The organism is Trinickia sp., assembly GCF_051953405.1.
GTDB lineage: Bacteria > Pseudomonadota > Gammaproteobacteria > Burkholderiales > Burkholderiaceae > Trinickia.
Genome location: NZ_JBQCIV010000153.1, coordinates 1 through 18,686 on the forward strand (window position 1 = coordinate 1; position 18,686 = coordinate 18,686).

General features: G+C 62.8%; 14 protein-coding genes. 6 read left to right on the forward strand and 8 right to left on the reverse strand.

Going from position 1 to position 18,686, the window contains the following annotated elements:
* The 4 genes from ACTHN9_RS27820 to tssE all read right to left on the reverse strand — a co-directional run.
* Window positions 1-1,478: type VI secretion system Vgr family protein (locus tag ACTHN9_RS27820; RefSeq protein WP_440540053.1), on the reverse strand; the 1,478-nt coding region annotated here is incomplete at its 3' end.
* 195 nt (window positions 1,479-1,673) lie between these two features.
* Window positions 1,674-3,506: a type VI secretion system baseplate subunit TssF gene (gene tssF / locus ACTHN9_RS27825; protein WP_440540054.1), complete on the reverse strand. Its 1,833-nt coding sequence runs from the start codon at window positions 3,504-3,506 to the stop codon at window positions 1,674-1,676.
* A 14-nt stretch (window positions 3,507-3,520) separates the two neighbouring features.
* Window positions 3,521-5,359: a type VI secretion system baseplate subunit TssF gene (gene tssF / locus ACTHN9_RS27830; RefSeq protein ID WP_440540055.1), complete on the reverse strand. Its 1,839-nt coding sequence runs from the start codon at window positions 5,357-5,359 to the stop codon at window positions 3,521-3,523.
* A 57-nt stretch (window positions 5,360-5,416) separates the two neighbouring features.
* Window positions 5,417-5,899, reverse strand: coding sequence for a type VI secretion system baseplate subunit TssE (gene tssE, locus ACTHN9_RS27835; RefSeq protein WP_440540056.1), 483 nt, complete (start codon window positions 5,897-5,899; stop codon window positions 5,417-5,419).
* Between the two features lie 518 nt (window positions 5,900-6,417).
* Between tssE and leuA the strand changes: the two genes are divergently transcribed.
* Entirely contained in the window at window positions 6,418-8,094 is a 1,677-nt protein-coding gene (leuA, locus tag ACTHN9_RS27840) for a 2-isopropylmalate synthase (RefSeq protein ID WP_440540057.1), read from the forward strand.
* A 133-nt stretch (window positions 8,095-8,227) separates the two neighbouring features.
* Here the strand turns inward: leuA and ACTHN9_RS27845 are convergent, their stop codons facing one another.
* A complete protein-coding gene (locus tag ACTHN9_RS27845) occupies window positions 8,228-8,611 on the reverse strand; it encodes a nuclear transport factor 2 family protein (RefSeq protein WP_440540058.1) in 384 nt (127 codons plus the stop codon).
* Window positions 8,612-8,649: 38 nt separating this feature from the next.
* The gene (locus ACTHN9_RS27850; RefSeq protein ID WP_440540059.1) at window positions 8,650-9,246 is read right to left on the reverse strand and encodes an acyloxyacyl hydrolase; all 597 of its coding nucleotides are present in this window, start codon (window positions 9,244-9,246) and stop codon (window positions 8,650-8,652) included.
* Window positions 9,247-9,617: 371 nt separating this feature from the next.
* Here ACTHN9_RS27850 and rpoH point away from each other — a divergent pair, with 371 nt between their 5' ends.
* The 5 genes from rpoH to cydX all read left to right on the forward strand — a co-directional run bounded on the left by rpoH (window position 9,618) and on the right by cydX (window position 14,154).
* Window positions 9,618-10,550: an RNA polymerase sigma factor RpoH gene (gene rpoH, locus ACTHN9_RS27855; protein WP_440540060.1), complete on the forward strand. Its 933-nt coding sequence runs from the start codon at window positions 9,618-9,620 to the stop codon at window positions 10,548-10,550.
* Between the two features lie 382 nt (window positions 10,551-10,932).
* Window positions 10,933-11,223 carry a cytochrome oxidase putative small subunit CydP gene (gene cydP, locus ACTHN9_RS27860; RefSeq protein WP_440540061.1) on the forward strand — a complete coding sequence of 97 codons (291 nt, stop codon included), beginning with the start codon at window positions 10,933-10,935 and terminating at the stop codon, window positions 11,221-11,223.
* On the forward strand, window positions 11,213-12,802 hold the full coding sequence (locus ACTHN9_RS27865; RefSeq protein ID WP_440540062.1) for a cytochrome ubiquinol oxidase subunit I: 1,590 nt from the start codon (window positions 11,213-11,215) through the stop codon (window positions 12,800-12,802). The genes cydP and ACTHN9_RS27865 overlap by 11 nt, the downstream gene beginning before the upstream one ends.
* A 46-nt stretch (window positions 12,803-12,848) precedes the next feature.
* On the forward strand, window positions 12,849-13,985 hold the full coding sequence (gene cydB / locus ACTHN9_RS27870) for a cytochrome d ubiquinol oxidase subunit II (RefSeq protein ID WP_440540063.1): 1,137 nt from the start codon (window positions 12,849-12,851) through the stop codon (window positions 13,983-13,985).
* Between the two features lie 55 nt (window positions 13,986-14,040).
* Window positions 14,041-14,154, forward strand: coding sequence for a cytochrome bd-I oxidase subunit CydX (gene cydX / locus ACTHN9_RS27875; protein ID WP_440540064.1), 114 nt, complete (start codon window positions 14,041-14,043; stop codon window positions 14,152-14,154).
* A 77-nt stretch (window positions 14,155-14,231) separates the two neighbouring features.
* On the opposite strand, the gene nagE is transcribed toward cydX, so the two are convergent.
* Together nagE and ptsP are read right to left on the reverse strand one after the other, a co-directional pair.
* Entirely contained in the window at window positions 14,232-15,989 is a 1,758-nt protein-coding gene (gene nagE, locus ACTHN9_RS27880) for an N-acetylglucosamine-specific PTS transporter subunit IIBC (protein ID WP_440540065.1), read from the reverse strand.
* A gap of 111 nt (window positions 15,990-16,100) precedes the next feature.
* On the reverse strand, window positions 16,101-18,683 hold the full coding sequence (gene ptsP, locus ACTHN9_RS27885) for a phosphoenolpyruvate--protein phosphotransferase (RefSeq protein WP_440540066.1): 2,583 nt from the start codon (window positions 18,681-18,683) through the stop codon (window positions 16,101-16,103).
* Window positions 18,684-18,686: the final 3 nt, after the last annotated feature.

Below are 18,686 nucleotides of genomic sequence, written 5' to 3' on the forward strand. Positions count from 1 at the left end.
CCCGTCAGCGCCCGCTGGTGCGGCAGCCGCCACGCCGGCAGATTCGACGAATTCATCACGCGGCCGATGACGAGAGGATGGTCAGGATTGCCGTCGACCCAACTTACGATCACCTCGGATCCGATTCGCGGTAGGGCGCTCATGCCTTGACTGCCGCCCGCCCAGCCGCTCGATACGCGCACCCAGGTTGTGTACTTGCCTTCTCGGTCCCAATGAAACTGAAGCAGAACACGACCGTACTCGTCCGTGTAGAGGCTTTCGCCGCTCGGCCCGACCACGGTCGCCGTCTGCGGCGCCAGAATGCGGGTTTGCACGCTGTTGTATCCCGGCATCGGCCGCCACCGCGTGCGTTTTTTTACACAGGTGAAGCGATTGCGGTAGGTCGCCGGTACGCCCACGCCTTGCAAGTAATTGTTCGTCGCCGTGTGGTGCGCGAATACGATCAGGTATTCGTCGTCGTGGCGCTTACCGCCGATCGAGCGACCGAAGTGGTCACGCAACTTAAACCAGCGCCCCGGCATCACATAGCGGCTGTTTCCGCTCGCTTCCCATTGCTGGGCGATTGCCTCGACGGCATCGATACGTCGCCACACTTGCTCCTGGCCGTCGTCCGTGTTGCGATGCCCGTGTGCCCCAACGTACTCGTACCATTCGAACTTTTGCGCATTGGCGTCTTTCGATGCGTCGGTTCGCGCATCGGCCAAGCCGCCGGTCCGTGCGTTCAGCGTCGACTCTTTGAAGTTGGCGCGCGCCTGCGCGATATGCGTGAACGTCGCTTGTTGAATCGGCGACCACTGCGCGATGCCGTCCGCTTCCCGAGAGCCTGCCTTGTCCTGATAAGGCATCTCGGGACTGCTGCCGTCGATCGCCGGCTCGGTGCGCACCGGATCGGACACGATCAGCTTGTGCTCCGTCTCCGTGTGCTCGTACCAGTAGCACAAGCCCTGGTGCTCCCAGCGCCGATGAACGTAATTGTGATCGTGCTCGTCGAACTGGCATGCCATCGTCATCGGCACGTCTTTCTCGTAGACCCGCCACTCCCACACAGGCAGCGTGCCGTAGTCTTCCAAGATCGTCGCCGTCTGGCCGCGTAGCGCCAGATCCAGGAACAAGCGATTGTTTTTGCGCAGCCTCAGGTATCGCATCCACGGGCCCATGTCGGCCTCGTAGAACGCGATCCCTCCGTCCGTTTTAACCAGCCGGAACGCAAAGACATAGCCGTTGAAATACCGGAAGCTGCCGTCGTCACGCAGCAATCGCACGCAAATCTGCTTGCCGACGAAATCGTTCGGATCGAGGTTGGCGTTATCGGACAGTATCTCGACAACGAATTGGAAATCGCGCGATAGTGACTCTTCGCCTTCCAGACGATTGATCAATAGGATGTCGTAAGGGGCGTCGCCCCGGGGGAACGAGAGCGTCAATAGACGCTTGTTCTGCATCCCCGCAGCGATTTTGCGCAGATCTTGGACAGACAAGTTGGCATTCATTGGCAAGCCCGACAGTTACGCCAATATTTGGAGTTTGGCGATTCTACACAGAACCTTGTGGCGAAAGAACACGAGTTCGGTGCGAATAACCATCTTTATCAAAGGCGAGAAAATATTTCCGAATGCAAAGCGCATACACAGCAATCCAGTAATCATTACTCAGCGCTACTCCCTGCATTGAGTTCAAAGAAGCGGTTGCCCTCCCGTTATCGGCTCGCCGCGCCACAGGAGCGCCCCACTCGTGGACTTAACCATAAGCTGCACGAAGCTGTTGGCCGGCGCATACGGAGCGAAGTAGCGCTCCATGACGCCAGCGAACACCGCGACGCTGTTCGCAGCGAACAGTGCTTCGTCGATCGTCAATGTGATTTCGATTCCGCGCACCATGGCTGGCTGGGGCCGGCGCATCATGAGCGTCATGACCGACTTATGGCTCAGTCCCGTGATCCCGTCGACGTGCCGCGATGGCGCCGACGAGAGCACGGCAAACTGCTGGAAACTCTGCTTCAGGGCGGGCAGGCCCTCCTGCGTCAGCCGGAAGGCGTGCGTGGTCTGCTGGCCGATGAGCCTCCACAGTGCGCCATTTGTACGAGGCGCTCGCGTGACGGCAGTCGGAACGCTCAACAGCGAGATCTTGCCCTCACCGGGCGTCTTGCCCTCCAACCGCATGTCGCCTTCGGCCGCACCTATGCGCAACGAGCGAGGCAGATCGCCGTTCGAGCAAGTCACATCGGCCCACAGCGGGCCGATGTCGTCGCCGGCTCGTATCGCGCCGTCGGCATTCTCGAACGCAAGCGTAGCCGGTCGAACGGTATCCGGCGATGCAGGGCGCGCCCGTTGCAACAAGGTCCATCTCGGGCGCGCTTGACTGATGAGGGCGGTCAGCAGTTCGGACGATGAACTCAAAGCGACGCCCTGCGAGGTGCGAACCTGATCCACCTTCCAGATTTCCGTGAGCGAATCGTCCCGCCCCTGCGCCTGTATCGGCCATGCGCCGATCCCCGCATCGAATTTGAGCGCCACGCCCTGCTTTGCAAACAAGTTGACGACCGGCGTGCAAAAGAGCTTGAAATGGTCCGCCTGCACGTGGACCAATTGCTGCGCCACCCGCGAACTTGAAGGCACTCGCTCCACCGCCAGATGGAGTGTGAGTTGACTGCCCGGCGCCGCCAGGCGCAATCCGGCGAAGTCGATATCGACAAAATGAAAGCGTTGAGGAAACGCAAAATATTCCCCAAGCATCCCGAACGGTTGACCGGGCTCGTTCGCATCCGTGAAAAGCCAATCCTGCGGTCCAAAACCCACTCTCTTGACCGGATGTTCCGCAAGCCGTGTCCAGCGGCCTGTGCTGTCCTCGACATAGGCGTAGGTCGTGCGCAGTTGCAAGGTATCGATGAGCGCCGCAACCATCTGAGCCTGGCCGTCCACGTAGATACGCAGCGTAGACGGTGTCGCCACACCGAGGCTGCTGCCGGCCTTGACCGAAGCAAAGGTCACGGACAGCATCCCGCTCATCTCGGGCGGCAGCTTCACGCGCGACGGGACCGCCGGGGTAAGCGCGTACTGCGCACGCGCGATCCGCAACGGCGCCAGCACGACGTCATACGCCGTGCGGAAGCTGTACTGTCCGCTCTTGGTCAGCAGTTGCGTGCCACGCGCGACGCGCACGGATTCCGCCAAGCCGTCGAACATCCCTGCCGTGTCGAATTGCGCAATTGCGCACGACGGAAACGGGCGAAGGTATTGCGGATAGGTTCGGCAGATCAGCGACTCGGACAACTCGGGATAGTCGTCGTCGATCTTCATGCTGTGCCGGGCGTTCATCAGCGCAGTCGATTGCACAAGACGTTCGATGCCCGGATCGTCGGAGCGTCCGTCGCTGTTGATCGATAGGCGCGCGGCCGCCTCGGGGTTCCGCCTAGCGAAGCCTCGCATATCGCGGCGCAGGATCTCGAGTTCCTTTTCGTAGTAGTGCCGCAGCAGTTCGTCGTCGAAGTCGTCGTAGTCCGTACTCATCGGCAGCCCCTTGATTACGCGAGAATGAAATCGCTACTGCGCGGCTCGCAGCGCACGATCTCTTCGCCCGTATGCTTCGACACGACGATTAACCGAACGAAGCTGTTGATCTCGACGCAATATCCGAGAAATGCATTGATCGCCCCCACGAACGCCGCGATGCTCGCTCCAACAAAATGCCGCTCGTCGATGGTCAGGCGCATGTCGATGCCCTTTATCTGCGTCGCATACGGTTTGCCGGCCAACTCCACCACGGCTTCGTGCGACTCGACGCCGACGATCCCGTCGATGTGGCGAGACGACACCGTCGAGCGCCGCAAGTCGTATAACGCCAACACCGCTTTGAGCGCGGCAGCACGGATATCCGTCAGCGAGAGCTGATCGAGCGCCACGTGCGAGGCGAGCCGCAGGTGCAGGTGGTCGGCGCGCGTGAAGCGCTGCGTCTGCGTCGGCCGGCGCAGCATCGCGATACGCGGTGCCGGATCGCTTGCGATGCCGTCCTGCAGGAAGAGATCGCCTCCTTCAAGGCCAACGGCCAATCGCGATGGCAGGTCCCGATTCGTACACGTGAGTTTCATGCTCAACGTATCGGTCCGCGCGGCCGTCGGATCGAAATCGGCGTCCACCACGGAAATCTCCGTTTCGTAGCCGGGGCTCATTGCCGCGACCGCTTCGTCTCGGCGGGCAAACCAATAATGTCCGGCCCGCTTCTCGTCGCCGTAACGCTGCGTATAAAACGGACGCAATTCGATGATCTCGTCTCGCTCTTTCGTTTGGCGTACGAGCTGCACCGAATCGATCGAGTAAATGTCGTAGGCGCTAGCGTGCCCCGCGTCCGCCACGACCGGATACGCGACAGCATGGTGTGTCACGCGAATCGGTTCGCCGCGCCGGGGGAATAGGTTGACGACGGGCGTCGAAAAAAGCCTGAAATGCGCCGTCGATAGGGACTCCAGCAATCGTCCCGCATGCGGGTTGCCGTGGCCTTCTTTCAGGACTGCATGGAGCGTCACCCGTCGGCATGAACCCACCGTATCGAGCATCGCGCCGAGGTCGATATCGGCGAAGTCGAATTTCTCTTGGAATCCGAAATATTCGGCCAGCGGCTGGTAGGCCGGATGAGACCGCAAAGGATAGTCGATCAGCGTATCGTGCTCGCCGAAGCCGGCTTGTTTGATCGGCACGGTCCGCAGCGGCTGCCAACGGTCATCGCCCTCGGCCTCGACGTAGCCTGCCAGCGCATGAATGAAGAGACCGTCGGCCAGCGCGGCGATAAACGACGATTCGCCGTTCAAATGCAGGCGAATGGTGCGCAAATCGAGCGAGCGCAAATTGAACTGCGGTGCCGTCGATTCGAACGTAATGGATACGATCCCGGCCGCGTTGATCGGCAAAACGACAGGGGCGGCCGCTGCCGGCAGATAGCGCGCCTCGCTGATCGTCAAGGGCGCGAGCGTGACGTCGTATGCGGTTTTGAGGCGGCATTGAACGCCATCGATCGATCGGCTAACCACTTCCGTGCCCCGCGCAACCGTATAGGCCTGTTGCTCACCGGCGGCGAAATCGAAGGAGAACTGCGCGATCGAGCATGCCGGGAACGGCCGCAAATAGTGCGGATGCAAGTTCTCGAATAACGCCTCGACGCTATGCAGGAAGTCGTCCTTGGCCTTCTTGCCGATTCTCGCTTCCAGTAGCGCGATCGCCTGGATCGTCTGCTCGATGTACGGATCGTCGCTTTGCTCGCCCCTCGGCAAAAGCTGCCCCGCAATCTTGGGGTAACGTTGTGAGAAGTCCTCGGAATAACGGCGCAAAAACGATAGTTCGCGCTCGTAGTAGGGCAGCAATTCGTCCATCTTTCTCTCGGAATCTTGTTATGCCGTCGCCGGTGCCGACGAATACGTCGTGTTTTTCTAAGTCCGTTTGGGGCGTGCGCGCGCGACCGAATATTGCAGCGTGGACGGTTGCAGCATGGCATCGAAATTGACCGGCTCCGAAGCCGGATGCACGACCAGCATGGCCTTGATGGCAAAGCACAGCACACTCGTAGACTGCGCATTCACGTCCAGTTTGACCTCGACCTGCTGGAGCCTGCGTTCGTGGCGTTCGATCGCGCTGCGAATCGACTTGCAGATGGTCTCGCGGTCGTCGTGACTGGCGAGACTGAGCCCAGCGAAATCGTTGAGCCCGTACGTGAGCACCGACCGCTGGCATTCGTCGAACCCCGCGAGGCGTTCGTCGGTATAGGTAATCCGGGCGTTTAGAAGCGACTCGATATGGCGCGCAACCGAGCCTTTGAGTTCGTCCAGCGACAATTGCCGCACCACTGCCGGCGCCGGCTGATGCGCGCCATCCCCGAATAATTTGTCGAGCAGACTAGGTTCGAAACGGCTCATTTATCTTTTTGAAAGAATCTTTAGTGAAGGCACCCTCTCAAGTGCGACGCGTATGGTACAGGACGAACCCCAATTCCCGTTGAAACGCCCGTCCCGCCGTCGAGGAAGTCGCAATCGTCCCGAAGCAATCGTCCCCTAAAACAAACTCCGTCGCCATTGCCTAAGGCAGAGAGTTGACAGCGCGCCGCCCTCTGTCATAGAGTGCGTCACTATGTGTTCGAACCTGAACCCCCTCCGAATTACCTCCGGCCGCCTAGCGCGGCCCCTATCGCTACGACTAGCGTAAGCCAGGCGTAGCGCCGCGCATTGTCCGCGCGGTCCTCCCGCAGCACCCCAAGCCGTTTCCGTTTCACCCCAAAGCCGCAGTTCCTTTTACAACCCGTAGTCGTCAGCATTCGGCCGAGTACCGCTCGGATGAATCGCGAAACCGCCGACGTGGCCGCATCGCGTCTCGGCATGACCGGCTAGCCGCTCGATCAGCCGCGTTTCGCAGACGACCCGACGAACCGAGGTCCGTCATGCTTCGCCACCCCGCCGCAAAGTACCGCCCCTTCCCTCCCGTCCAGTTGGCCGGGCGCAAATGGCCCAATCGAACGATCGAGCGCGCGCCCATTTGGATGAGCACCGATCTGCGCGACGGCAACCAAGCGCTGATCGAACCGATGAGCATCGCGCAAAAGCTCGAATTCTTCGACATGCTCGTGTCGATCGGCTTCAAGGAGATCGAAGTCGGCTTCCCGTCAGCCTCGCAAACCGATTTCGACTTCGTGCGCAAGCTCATCGAAGAGGCGCGCATTCCCGAGGACGTGACGATCGAGGTGCTCGTCCAATCGCGCGCCGATCTGATCGCGCGCACGTTCGAGGCGCTCGAAGGCGTACCGCGCGCGATCGTCCACCAGTACAACGCGATCGCCCCATCGTTCCGCCGCATCGTCTTCAACGCATCGAAAGAAGACGTCAAAGCGCTGGCCGTGGAAGGTGCGCGCCGGATCAAGGAAGAGGCCGAGCGTCGGCCCGACACGCACTGGATCTACGAGTACTCCCCCGAGACGTTCAGCATGACCGAACTCGCCTTCGCCCGCGAAGTCTGCGATGCGGTGAGCGGCATCTGGCGCCCCACGCCGGCCAGCAAGATGATCGTCAATCTGCCTGCGACGGTCGAAGCCGCCACGCCGAACGTCTTCGCCGATCAAATCGAATGGATGGACCGCAATCTGGCCTATCGCGACAGCATCGTGCTCTCGGTTCATCCGCACAACGACCGCGGCACCGCGGTGGCCGCGGCCGAGCTTGCGCTCCTGGCCGGCGCCGATCGGATCGAAGGCTGTTTGTTCGGCAACGGCGAACGCACCGGCAATGTCGATCTCGTCACGCTCGCACTCAATCTCTATACGCAAGGCATCGATCCGCAACTCGATTTCTCGGATATCGACGCCGTGCGGCGCGTCGTCGAGCGCTGCAATGCGATCGCCGTCCATCCGCGTCATCCGTACGCGGGCGAACTCGTGTTTACGGCGTTTTCGGGGTCGCACCAGGATGCGATTCGCAAGGGTCTCGCGCAACAGCCAAGCGACGGTCTTTGGGAGGTGCCTTATTTGCCGATCGATCCGGCCGACGTCGGGCGCGGCTACGAGGCCGTGATTCGGGTGAACAGTCAATCGGGCAAAGGCGGTGCTACGTTTCTGCTCGAGCGCGGGCTCGGCTTCGCGCCGCCGCGGCGCGTGCAGATCGAGTTCAGTCACGTCGTGCAGCGCATGGCCGACGACTCGGGGGCGGAGGTCACGGGCGACGCGGTTTGCGCCCTCTTTTCGAGCGAATACTTCGACGTGCGCGGGCCGGCCGAACGCGTCGATGCCGTCGTCCGATGGTGCCGGCGCGAGGCGATCCGCATCGACGCCGCGGCTGCCTACGAGAGCGAGGACGCCTGGGTTCGAGCGATCGCCGCTGCGATGTCGAACGCCGCGGGCGCGACCATCCAGATTGGCGACTACGAGACGGTGCGCACGAACGATGGACGGACGGCGGCCTTCGTGGCGTGCCGCGTCGAAGACCGGGCGGCGATGGGCGCCGACGCAATGCGCTACGGCGTCGGGGTTCACCTGAATCCGGCCACGGCGGCGGCCGATGCGCTCGTGAGTGCCCTGAACCGGCTTCGATGGAATCGAGAACGCGAGGACGAACCCGCCGCGGCTTAATGGCTTGAAGGGCTTAAGGGCTTAAGGACTTAACGGGCTCGACCAGCCCGAACGGCTTGGGCGTACGGCTCTCGTACGCAAGCGGCCACGCCTCGCCACAAGCGAGCGCGTGCCCGCGGCGCGCGGCGCGGCTCTACTCGAGCGCGCAGCGCGTCGCCTGCCAAGCAACCAGGCGCCAATGCCCCTCTTCTTGCGCTTGAATGGCCGTATAGGCGATCGGGAACAGCAACGCCCCGTTGTTCGCCTCCATTTCGAGTAGCGCCCGCCCCGTCACGACGCAGGCGTCGCGGCCCACGGTCACGACGTCTTGAGACTGCACTTCGATTTGACGATAGCGGCGGTGCCCGGCGGAAATTGCATCGATGAACTGCCGCTTCGTCTCGCGCTTGCCGTTGCTATGCACGAAGCTCACGCTGTCCGAGAGCAACTGATTGAGCAACGGAACGTCGCCGTCCACCATCGCGCGAAACCGATCGCGCTCGAGCGCCCGAATCGCCTCGATCACCTTTGCCGCCATCGCTTCGCTCCCATGCGGCCGGCACGAATGGGCCGGCGTCAGAAGTTGTACTGCACGTATAGCTGGGTGAAATTTATACCAGGATTCGGCTCTTTGATACCGGCGTTGGAGATGTGTTGAAAGCGGCAGCCCGCTTGGTACTGCTGACGCGTGCCAAACTGTGCGCCGACACCGACCACTTCCGTGAATTGGAACGCCGTCGACAAGGTGTAAGTATCGGTGATCGTCGGATGCGAGAGCGCGCGGATACCGGCACCGGCCTCGATGTACGGGCGAATGGCGCCGCTGTCTTTGATGAAGCGCAGCATGGGCTGGACGCCCAACGCGTAGACGTCGTTGTGGAAGGCCCCTTCGTTCGTATGCCAATAGCTCAGATGCGCCTCGCCCGTCACCGAAAAATGCCAGCCGCCGATCTCCCAAAAGTTCAGTCCCGGGTCCCAGACGAAGCCCACGTCGGCTTCCTTCACCTTGTGCTGCGCCACGCCCGCCGCCAGTTGCACGCCGTACCGCTGGTCTAGCGACGGGCCGGCCGCCTCGCTGGCCTGGGCCGCCGCGGCGCCGCACAGCAGCATCGCGGTAATGAGGCATCGGCGCGCGCTCGCGCCTAGCCGGATCAAATCATTCTTCTTGTTCATCTCGATGCTCCAACGAACGGGTTGACTATCGATCTGCCGGGAGTCGGGCTTCAGGGTCGAATGATCTTACGCTTTGAGAATCTTCTTCCAAGCGGCCGTTTCGCGCAAAACATTGTTTTAGCATTGCGCATATTGTCGAGAGACGCGCTGCGAAGGCGCCTTGTGACGCCCCCACCGCCGCCACCGCCGCCACGGCCGCCAAGCAAAGCGCGTAAAATAGACTATCGATTCGAAGTTTCGATAGTTTGTAGGGAACTTCCGCTCGACGGCGGGCTCGAATGCTTAGCACTCCGGGAAAGGGAGTGCTAATATCCCCCGTGGAGTTTGTCTTCGTGACTGAGCAGTCTTTTGTTTCACAAGGAGTTTCATACGTGAGCAACGCTATGGCCCTCTCGAACACGCTGCGCCCGGCGTCCGCGAACGCCGCTCAAGCAGGTGCTCTTGCGCTCGCGCCGTCGATGCTGCCTGGGCAGCTCGGCAACATCGACGCCTACATTCAGGCCGTCAACCGCATTCCGATGCTGAGCGCCGAGGAAGAGCGAGAACTCGCCACCGATTACCGCCTGCGGGGCAGCCTCGAAGGTGCGCGCCGGCTCGTGCTGTCGCATCTGCGCCTCGTGGTGTCGATCGCGCGCAACTATCTGGGTTACGGTCTGCCGCATGCCGATCTGATTCAAGAAGGCAACATTGGTCTGATGAAGGCCGTGAAGCGCTTCGATCCCGAGCAAAACGTGCGCCTGGTGTCGTATGCGATTCACTGGATCAAGGCGGAAATCCACGAGTACATCCTGCGTAACTGGCGCATGGTGAAGGTCGCGACCACGAAGGCGCAGCGCAAGCTGTTCTTCAATCTGCGCAGCCACAAGCAAGGCCTGCATGCCTTCACGCCCGACGAAATCGACGGCTTGGCGAAGGAGTTGAACGTCAAGCGCGAGGAAGTCTCGGAGATGGAAACCCGTCTGTCGGGCGGCGACATCGCGCTGGAAGGGCAGGTGGAAGACGGCGAAGAGTCGTTCGCCCCTATCGCCTATCTGGCCGATTCGCATAGCGAACCGACGGCCGTGATCGCCGCGCGTCAGAACGACCGGTTGCAAACGGACGGCATCGCGCAAGCGCTCGATTCGCTCGATGCTCGTAGCCGTCGCATCATCGAAGCGCGCTGGCTGAACGTCTCCGACGACGGTTCGGGCGGCTCGACGCTGCATGAACTGGCCGACGAGTTCGGCGTATCGGCCGAACGGATTCGTCAGATCGAAGCCAGCGCCATGAAGAAAATGCGCACGGCACTGGCCGAGTACGCCTAAGCCGATTGCAGCGTCGGCGTGCCTGCTGCGCGCCAAGCATGGGCGGTGAGCTAACCGCCCTCGCACCCTCCCGCCGCGCTCAGCCCGGCGGGATTTTTTTTGCGGCTTGCAGATGACGGACGATTTTCGGCCCGTGCCGCGAACCCGTTAGCGTTAGGCTCGCCGTCCTTCGCATTGCCCCGGCATTGACCCCATGGCGCGCGTGCGCAAAAGCGCCGCGCCATTGTCGCAGGTCAACTTCGCCCCGGCGAGCCCGCTTTACCATGATTTTCATCAAGCCGGCAGCACGCCGCGCCGCTCGTCGTCGACGATGCGCGCCGGAGCGCGTGCCGGCTAAAGAACCACGGAACCACGGGACCACGGCGCTAAGGGATACGAGACCATGCGGGCCACGCACAAAGCAGCAAACATCGTCGATACCGAGGGCAGCGGGCACAACGCTAGCCGCTGCTCGGTAACGACGTCGCTAGTGCGATGGGTGCAAGGCCCCACCTTCGCGAGGGACATCGCGCTCGTGCTCTGCCTTAAGGTCGTGCTGCTGATCGCACTCAAGCTCGCTTTTTTCGATCATCCGCGTGCCGCCGATATGTCCATGCCCCCAGCGCAAGTCGCGCGGGCACTGCTTTCCTCTCCCGCCTCTCGCGTGCCACAAGGAGTCGGCCATGCTCAGTAGCGAACTCGTCGATCTGTCTCGCCTGCAATTCGGCGTCACGGCCCTGTATCACTTTCTGTTCGTCCCGCTCACGCTCGGGCTGTCGTGGTTGCTCGTCATCATGGAAGCCGTCTACGTGATGACAGACAAGCCCGTCTACAAAGATATGACCCAATTCTGGGGCAAGCTATTCGGCATCAATTTCGCCATGGGCGTGACCACGGGCATCACGCTCGAATTTCAATTCGGCACCAACTGGGCCTATTACTCGCACTATGTGGGCGACATCTTCGGTGTGCCGCTCGCCGTCGAAGGGCTCATGGCGTTCTTCCTCGAATCGACGTTCGTCGGCCTGTTCTTTTTCGGCTGGAACCGGCTCTCCAAAGTGGAACATCTCGTCGTCACCTTCCTCGTGGCGCTCGGCTCCAATTTGTCGGCGCTGTGGATTCTCGTGGCGAACGGCTGGATGAACAATCCGGTCGGCGCCGCATTCAACTACGAGACGATGCGCATGGAACTCACGAGCCTGTTCGCGGTGTTGTTCAACCCCGTTGCGCAGGTGAAGTTCGTTCATACGGTGTCGGCCGGCTACGTGACCGCTTCGATGTTCGTGCTCGGCATCTCGTCTTGGTATCTGCTCAAGCGCCGCAACGTCGAGTTCGCGCTGCGCTCGTTCACGATCGCCGCCGGCTTCGGGCTCGCCTCGACGCTGTGCGTCATCGTGCTGGGCGACGAGTCCGGCTATAACACCGGCGAAGTCCAGAAGGTCAAACTGGCCGCGATCGAAGCGGAGTGGGAAACGGCCACACCGCCCGCGTCCTTTACGATATTCGGTATTCCTAACCAATCCGAACAACGCACCGATTTCGCCCTTCGCGTGCCCTACGCGCTCGGCCTCATCGCCACGCGTTCGATCGATGAGCCCGTGCTCGGCTTGAAGGAGCTCGCGGCCGCCAACGAAACGCGCGTCAAGAACGGCATCCTCGCCTACGCCGCGCTTCAGAAACTCAAGCAAGGCGACGCGTCCGCCGCCGCTCGCTCGGCCTTCGATACCTACAAGGCCGACCTCGGGTATGGGCTGCTCCTCAAACCGCTAACGCCACGCGTGACCGACGCCACGCCTGCGCAGATTCACCAAGCCGCGCAAAGCACGATTCCATCCGTCGCACCGATCTTCTTCTCGTTCCGATTGATGGTGGGCCTCGGCATCTTGTTCCTCGCGACGTTCGTCTACGCATTCTGGCTCTGCGCCCGTCGCGCGGTGCTCGATGAACGTCGCCGCTGGTTTCTGCGCTGGGCGCTCTGGGCGATTCCATTGCCGTGGCTAGCTGCCGAATTCGGCTGGGTCGTTGCCGAAGTGGGACGGCAACCCTGGACGATTGCAGGCATCTTGCCGACGAATCTCTCGGTATCGAGCCTGTCCGCTACCGACGTCTATTTGAGCCTGGCGGGTTTCGCGCTCTTTTACACGGCGCTGTTCGTGATCGAGATCACGTTGATGTTCAAGTATGCGCGGCTCGGGCCGGCTTCCCTGCACACGGGGCGCTACGAACCCGAGGCGCCGCGCTCGGCGAAGCTGACGAGCGACACGGCCGCATGAGCGCCTACGACACGCAGGCCTATCGTCTAACTATCGAAGGACCATCATGGACTATGCAACGCTCAAGGTGATTTGGTGGGCGCTTATCGGCACGCTGCTGATCGGCTTCGCGTTGACCGACGGCTTCGACATGGGCACCGCGATTCTCCTGCCTTTCGTCGGCAAAACGGACGACGAACGACGGATCGTCGTGAACACCGTCGGCGCGACTTGGGAAGGCAACCAAGTCTGGCTCATCACCGCCGGCGGCGCGATGTTCGCGAGCTGGCCACTCGTTTACGCCGCCGCGTTCTCGGGGTTCTACTTCGCGATGCTGCTCGTGCTGTTCGCCTTGTTCTTCCGTCCAGTCGGCTTCGACTACCGCAGCAAGCGAGCCGATCCGCGCTGGCGCTGTGCCTGGGACTGGGCGTTGTTCGCAGGCAGCCTCGTGCCGGCATTGGTATTCGGCGTCGCGTTCGGCAACCTGCTGCAAGGCGCGCCGTTCTCGTTCGACACCGATATGCGTGCGAGCTACCACGGCTCGTTCTTCGCGCTGCTCAATCCGTTCGCACTGCTGACCGGCCTCGTGAGCGTGGCGATGTTAACCGCGCATGGCGCGGCGTTCGTGAAGATGAAGACCGACGGCGCGATCTCGGCACGTGCCGCGCTTGCGCTGCGCGCCTCGAGTGCCGCGGCATTGCTCGCGTTCGCGCTTGCGGGCGCGCTCATCGCCACCGCTATCGTGGGCTATCGGATAGAAAGCGCGCCGCCGCTCGACGGCGTAGCCGATCCGCTGCTCAAAACGGTCGCCTCGGGCAAAGGACTGTGGCTCGCCAACTACGAACGTTTTCCGTGGATGGCGATTGCGCCGGCACTCGGCTTCCTGGGCGGCCTCGTCGCCTTCGCCGTCGCACAATCGCGTTTCGAGAAGACAGCTTTCATTGCCACGGGCGCGATGATCGCCGGGATCATCCTCACGGTCGGCTTCTCCATGTTCCCGTTCATCATGCCGTCCTCGTTCGACGCGAAGAGCAGCCTGACGCTGTGGGATTCGACCTCGAGCCGGCTCACGTTGCAAATCATGCTCGTGGCGGTCGTCGTCTTCTTACCGATCGTGCTCGCTTATACAGCGTGGGTGTATCGCGTGATGCGCGGCAAGGTCACACAAACCGCATTGGAGCAGAACCGTCATTCGATGTATTGAGCCGGACCCGTTCGAACGAAGCAACCGTGCACGACATTATTGAGGAGCGCAGATCATGTGGTACTTCAGTTGGATACTCGGCATCGGCGTGGCGCTGGGCTTCGGCATCATCAATGCGATGTGGCTCGAATCGCGAATGGAGGCGGGGCGGGTTAAGGCGGAGCGTTGACCCAAAGGAACAACGGCGCCGCGGCGCCGTTGTTTTCCCCTCTCTAAGCCCCGTCGTTCACAAGGCGTGCCCCCTCCTCAAACCGGTTGCGGCGAGGGGCCGCCCGTGGCGGGCAAGCGCGTGCCGAGCTGCTGCGCATAGCGTTGCGCAGCCGGTCCGCAGACGATGTGGAACGTATCGGCCGACACCCAAGCCACGTCGAGCACGGCCAACCGCTGCCGATCGACAGCCGAGGGATCGCGCACGACGACACGCAGCCGGGTCGCCGCCACCGGATCCAGCGAAACGACGTTCGTCGCCCCGCCGAACACGGCGAGCCAGCGCATCGGATCGGGATCGAGCGGCCCCGTTTGTCCATCCGCCGCTTTCGCCGAAGCCGCAGGCGCCGCTTGCGCCGCACCCGCACCACCACCGCCCGAGATCACCGCGCGCATTTCATCGGCGATCATGTCGGCCTCAGGCCCGATCACGACTTGCACGTTGCGAGCGTCGCGCTTGAGCACACCGCGCGCGCCAGCCGCTTTCAACGCAGGCTCCGAAATCTTCTCGGCATCGACCACGGACAAACGCAGCCGCGTCGTGCAAGCATCGACGAGCGTCAGGTTCTGCGCGCCACCGAGTGCGGCAATGTAGCGATCCGCGCGCGACGATCCGGCGCCACCGGCCACCGGCGCGACATAACCGCCCGCCGCATACGATTCGACTTGCGCCTCGCTCGTCGCAGGTTCGCGGCCCGGCGTGGCCATGTTGAACTTGCGAATGAAAAAGCGGAACAGGCCGTAGTAGACGACGCCATAAGCAAGGCCGATCGGAATCGCGAGCCAACCCTTCGTCGACAGGCCGTAGTTGAGCACGTAGTCGATCGCACCGGCCGAAAACGTGAAGCCCAAGTGGATGCCGAGCGCTTGGCAAATCGCGAGCGAGAGCCCCGTCAGCACGGCGTGGATCACGTAGAGCACCGGGGCGAGGAACATGAACGTGTACTCGACCGGCTCGGTCACGCCCGTCAGGAACGACGTCAGCGCCATCGAGAGCAGCAGGCCGCCCACCAGCGCACGGCGCTCCTTCGGCGCTTCATGAAACATGGCGAGACACGCAGCCGGCAGACCGAACATCATGATCGGGAAGAAACCCGTCATGAAGCCGCCCGCGGTGGGATCGCCCGCGAAGAAGCGGTGCAGGTCGCCCGTCACGGCCGCGCCGCCGCCCGGGGGCGTAAACGTGCCGAAAACGAACCAGGCCAGCGAGTTAATGATGTGGTGCAGGCCCGTGACAAGCAGCAACCGGTTCAGCGTGCCGTAGACGAACACACCGATCGCGCCCGCCGTCGTCAGCCAGTGGCCCGTCGCGTCGATCGCCGATTGCACGGGTTGCCAGATGTAGCCGAAGACAACCCCGAGCACCACGCACGCGAGCCCCGTGACGATCGGCACGAACCGCTTGCCGCCGAAAAAGGCCAGGTAGTCGGGTAGCTTGATGTCCTTATAGCGGTTGTATAGCAGCCCCGCGACCACGCCCGCGATGATGCCCGAGAGCACCCCCATGTTGAGCTTGTCGTTGATGTCCTTCATCACGGCGATCTCGACCAGGTAGCCGATCGCCCCGGCCAGTGCCGCCACGCCGTTATTTTCTTTTGCGAAACCCACCGCGACGCCGATCGCGAAGAGCAGCGGCAAATTGTCGAAAATCGTGCCGCCCGCGTCGGCGATCAGCTTGATGTTCAGGACATCGGCCTGCCCGAGCCGCAGCAAAATACCCGCGACCGGCAATACCGCGATCGGTAGCATCAGCGCCCGTCCTAGGCGCTGTACCTTTAGGAATGGGTTCGCATCCATCGATTGAATCCTCCAGTTGGTCTGTCTCGTCGTTGATTCATTTAGTCTATCGTCTAGGCGCGAATTCGACCGATAATTAGTTAGGAATCCTAATAGTTAGGATTTCCCGGTCTAATCCAACGGCCAAATTTCGCGGCTTGCCGCTCTTACCGCCTGCGCCGAATCGAACGCGAGCAAATCGCTCGCACGCTGTCGGCACAGTTGATAATCGAGGTGGCGTACGCGCGCCTTGATGCCGGGCACGGCCACGGGATCCACGGAGAGTTCGGTCACGCCGAGCCCCACGAGTAGCGGCACGGCTACCGGATCGCCCGCGAGCGCACCGCACACGCCCACCCACTTGCCGTGCTTGGCGGCGCCGCGCGTCGTCTGCTCGATCAGGCGCAGCACAGCCGGATGCAAGCCGTCGGCTTGCGCGGCCAGATCCGCTTGGCAGCGGTCCATCGCCAGCGTGTACTGCGTCAAATCGTTGGTGCCGATCGACAGAAAATCCGCATGGCGCGCCAGTTGGTCGGCCAGCAGCGCCGCCGACGGCACTTCGATCATCACGCCCACTTCCACGGGATCCGTGCGGCCCAAGCTCTGCGCGAGATCGTCGATGCGCTTGCGCACCCGCAGCAACTCGTTCGCATCGGTCACCATCGGCAGCAGGATGCGAACGCTGCCGTGCGGCTGCACTTCGATGAGCCCGCGCAGTTGGTCGTCGAGCAGATCGGGGCGCACTTGCGCGAGCCGGATGCCGCGTAAGCCAAGCGCGGGATTCGTCTCCGGCGGCAACGTCAAATAGGGCACTTCCTTGTCCGCGCCGACATCGAGCGTGCGAATGATCGCCGTTCGGCCACCGAGCGCATCGACGATCGCCTGATAGCTTTGGCGATGCTCGGCAACGTTGGGCGCCGATTCGCGATGGATAAACAGCAGCTCCGTGCGCAGCAGACCCACGCTATCGGCGCCATTCTCGATCGCGGTGCGCGCATCGTCGACGGTCGCGATGTTTGCGGCGACTTCAATCGCGCGGCCATCGCGCGTCGCCGCGGCTTCTTGCGAGGTGCGGCGGTTCGCTTCGCGCACGCCGGCCAACCGCTCGCGTTCGAGGCGCGCGCGCTCGACGTCGAGTTCGGTCGGCGCGTATTCCAGCCGGCCGCTGCTCGCATCGACAACCACTTGCGTGCCATCCGGAATCGCATGCAGCGCATCGCCGACGGCGACCAGCGCCGGAATGCCGATCTGGCGCGCGATGATCGCGGCGTGGGACGTCGCCCCGCCCGCCGCCATCACGAGCGCGGTCACGCGTGCGCGGTCGAGCGAGGACAGATCCGAAGGCGTGAACTCGTTCGCCGCCAGCACGGCCTCTTCGGGCAACGTGCGTGCGGACGGATTCGCGTAACCGAGCGCGCGCAGCACGCGCTTTTCGATATCGCGCAAATCGGCGGCGCGCTCGGCCAGCAGCATGTCTTCCACTTGCATCAGCACGGCGATCTGCGCGCGAATGGCCTCGCGCCAGGCGAATCCCGCGCTCTTGCCGAGGCTGATGAGATCGCGGGCGGCATCGACGAGTGTGGGATCCTCCAACAGCACCCGATGCACGGCAAAGATGCCCGCTTCGCCGACGGCACCGCGCTGCGATGCGTCGCGCACCGTCGTATTCAATTGCTCATCGACCGCGGCCAAGGCCCGGTCGAGCAAGCGGCTTTCCGCGGCCGGCGTCCCGCTCGCACGTTCGGGCGGCGCGAACTCGGCGTCATCCCAACGCACGAGCTTGCCCACCGCGATACCGGGCGCCGCGCATACGCCGGCGAGCGTGTTCGGATCGAGCGGGATGCCCGCGGGGCGCACGGCAGGCCTCGGCGCGGGCGACTTCACGCGCGCCGGCGTCTCTTCCAGTTCCCCATGCACTTCGCGCAGCAGCTCGCGCGCCACCGCATCGACCGCCTGCTCCGCATCGCGGCCCGTACCGATCAACTCGATCGTCGCCCCCTCGCCCGCGCCTAGCCCGAGCAATCCGACGACGCTCTCGACGTTCGCTTGGCGGCCGTCATGATGGACTTCCACACGCGCCTGGAGCCCGCGCACCGCTTCTCGTGCGCGCGCAGCGGGACGCGCATGCAGACCGCCCGCCTGCGCGAGCACGATCGTGCGGCTCGCCTGAACCTTCACTTCGGCCGGGGGCGCGCTTGCTGCCTCCGCCGCGGCTCCCTTCGCGCGCAGCGACAACAGCGGGCTCACGCCGGCCGTCACCCGCCCCGACGCACGCTCCACCACATCGAAGGCCTCGGAGTTCGCGATGGCGATGACCGACACGAGACTCGGCGCTTTCATGCCGACTGCATCCTGATCGAATTCGATAAGGGGATCGCCGGCACGCACGCGATCGCCTTGGGCCACCTTCGCCGTGAATCCGGCACCGCCCAATTCGACCGTGTCGATGCCGATATGCAGCAGAATTTCCGCGCCCTCTTTCGTTTGCAGCGTGACGGCATGGCCGGTGCGCGCGAGATGCGTGACCACCGCGTCGCAAGGTGCGACGAGAAGGCCATCCAGCGGATCGATGGCGATGCCGTCGCCGAACATCCCGCCCGCGAAGACGGGGTCGGGCACGTCGGCCAGCAGCACGACGGGCCCCGTCAACGGTGAGAGCAGGATCACTTTGTCCGGGGATTGATTCATTAATCGGGACTCCTCAGCACGTTCCATCCG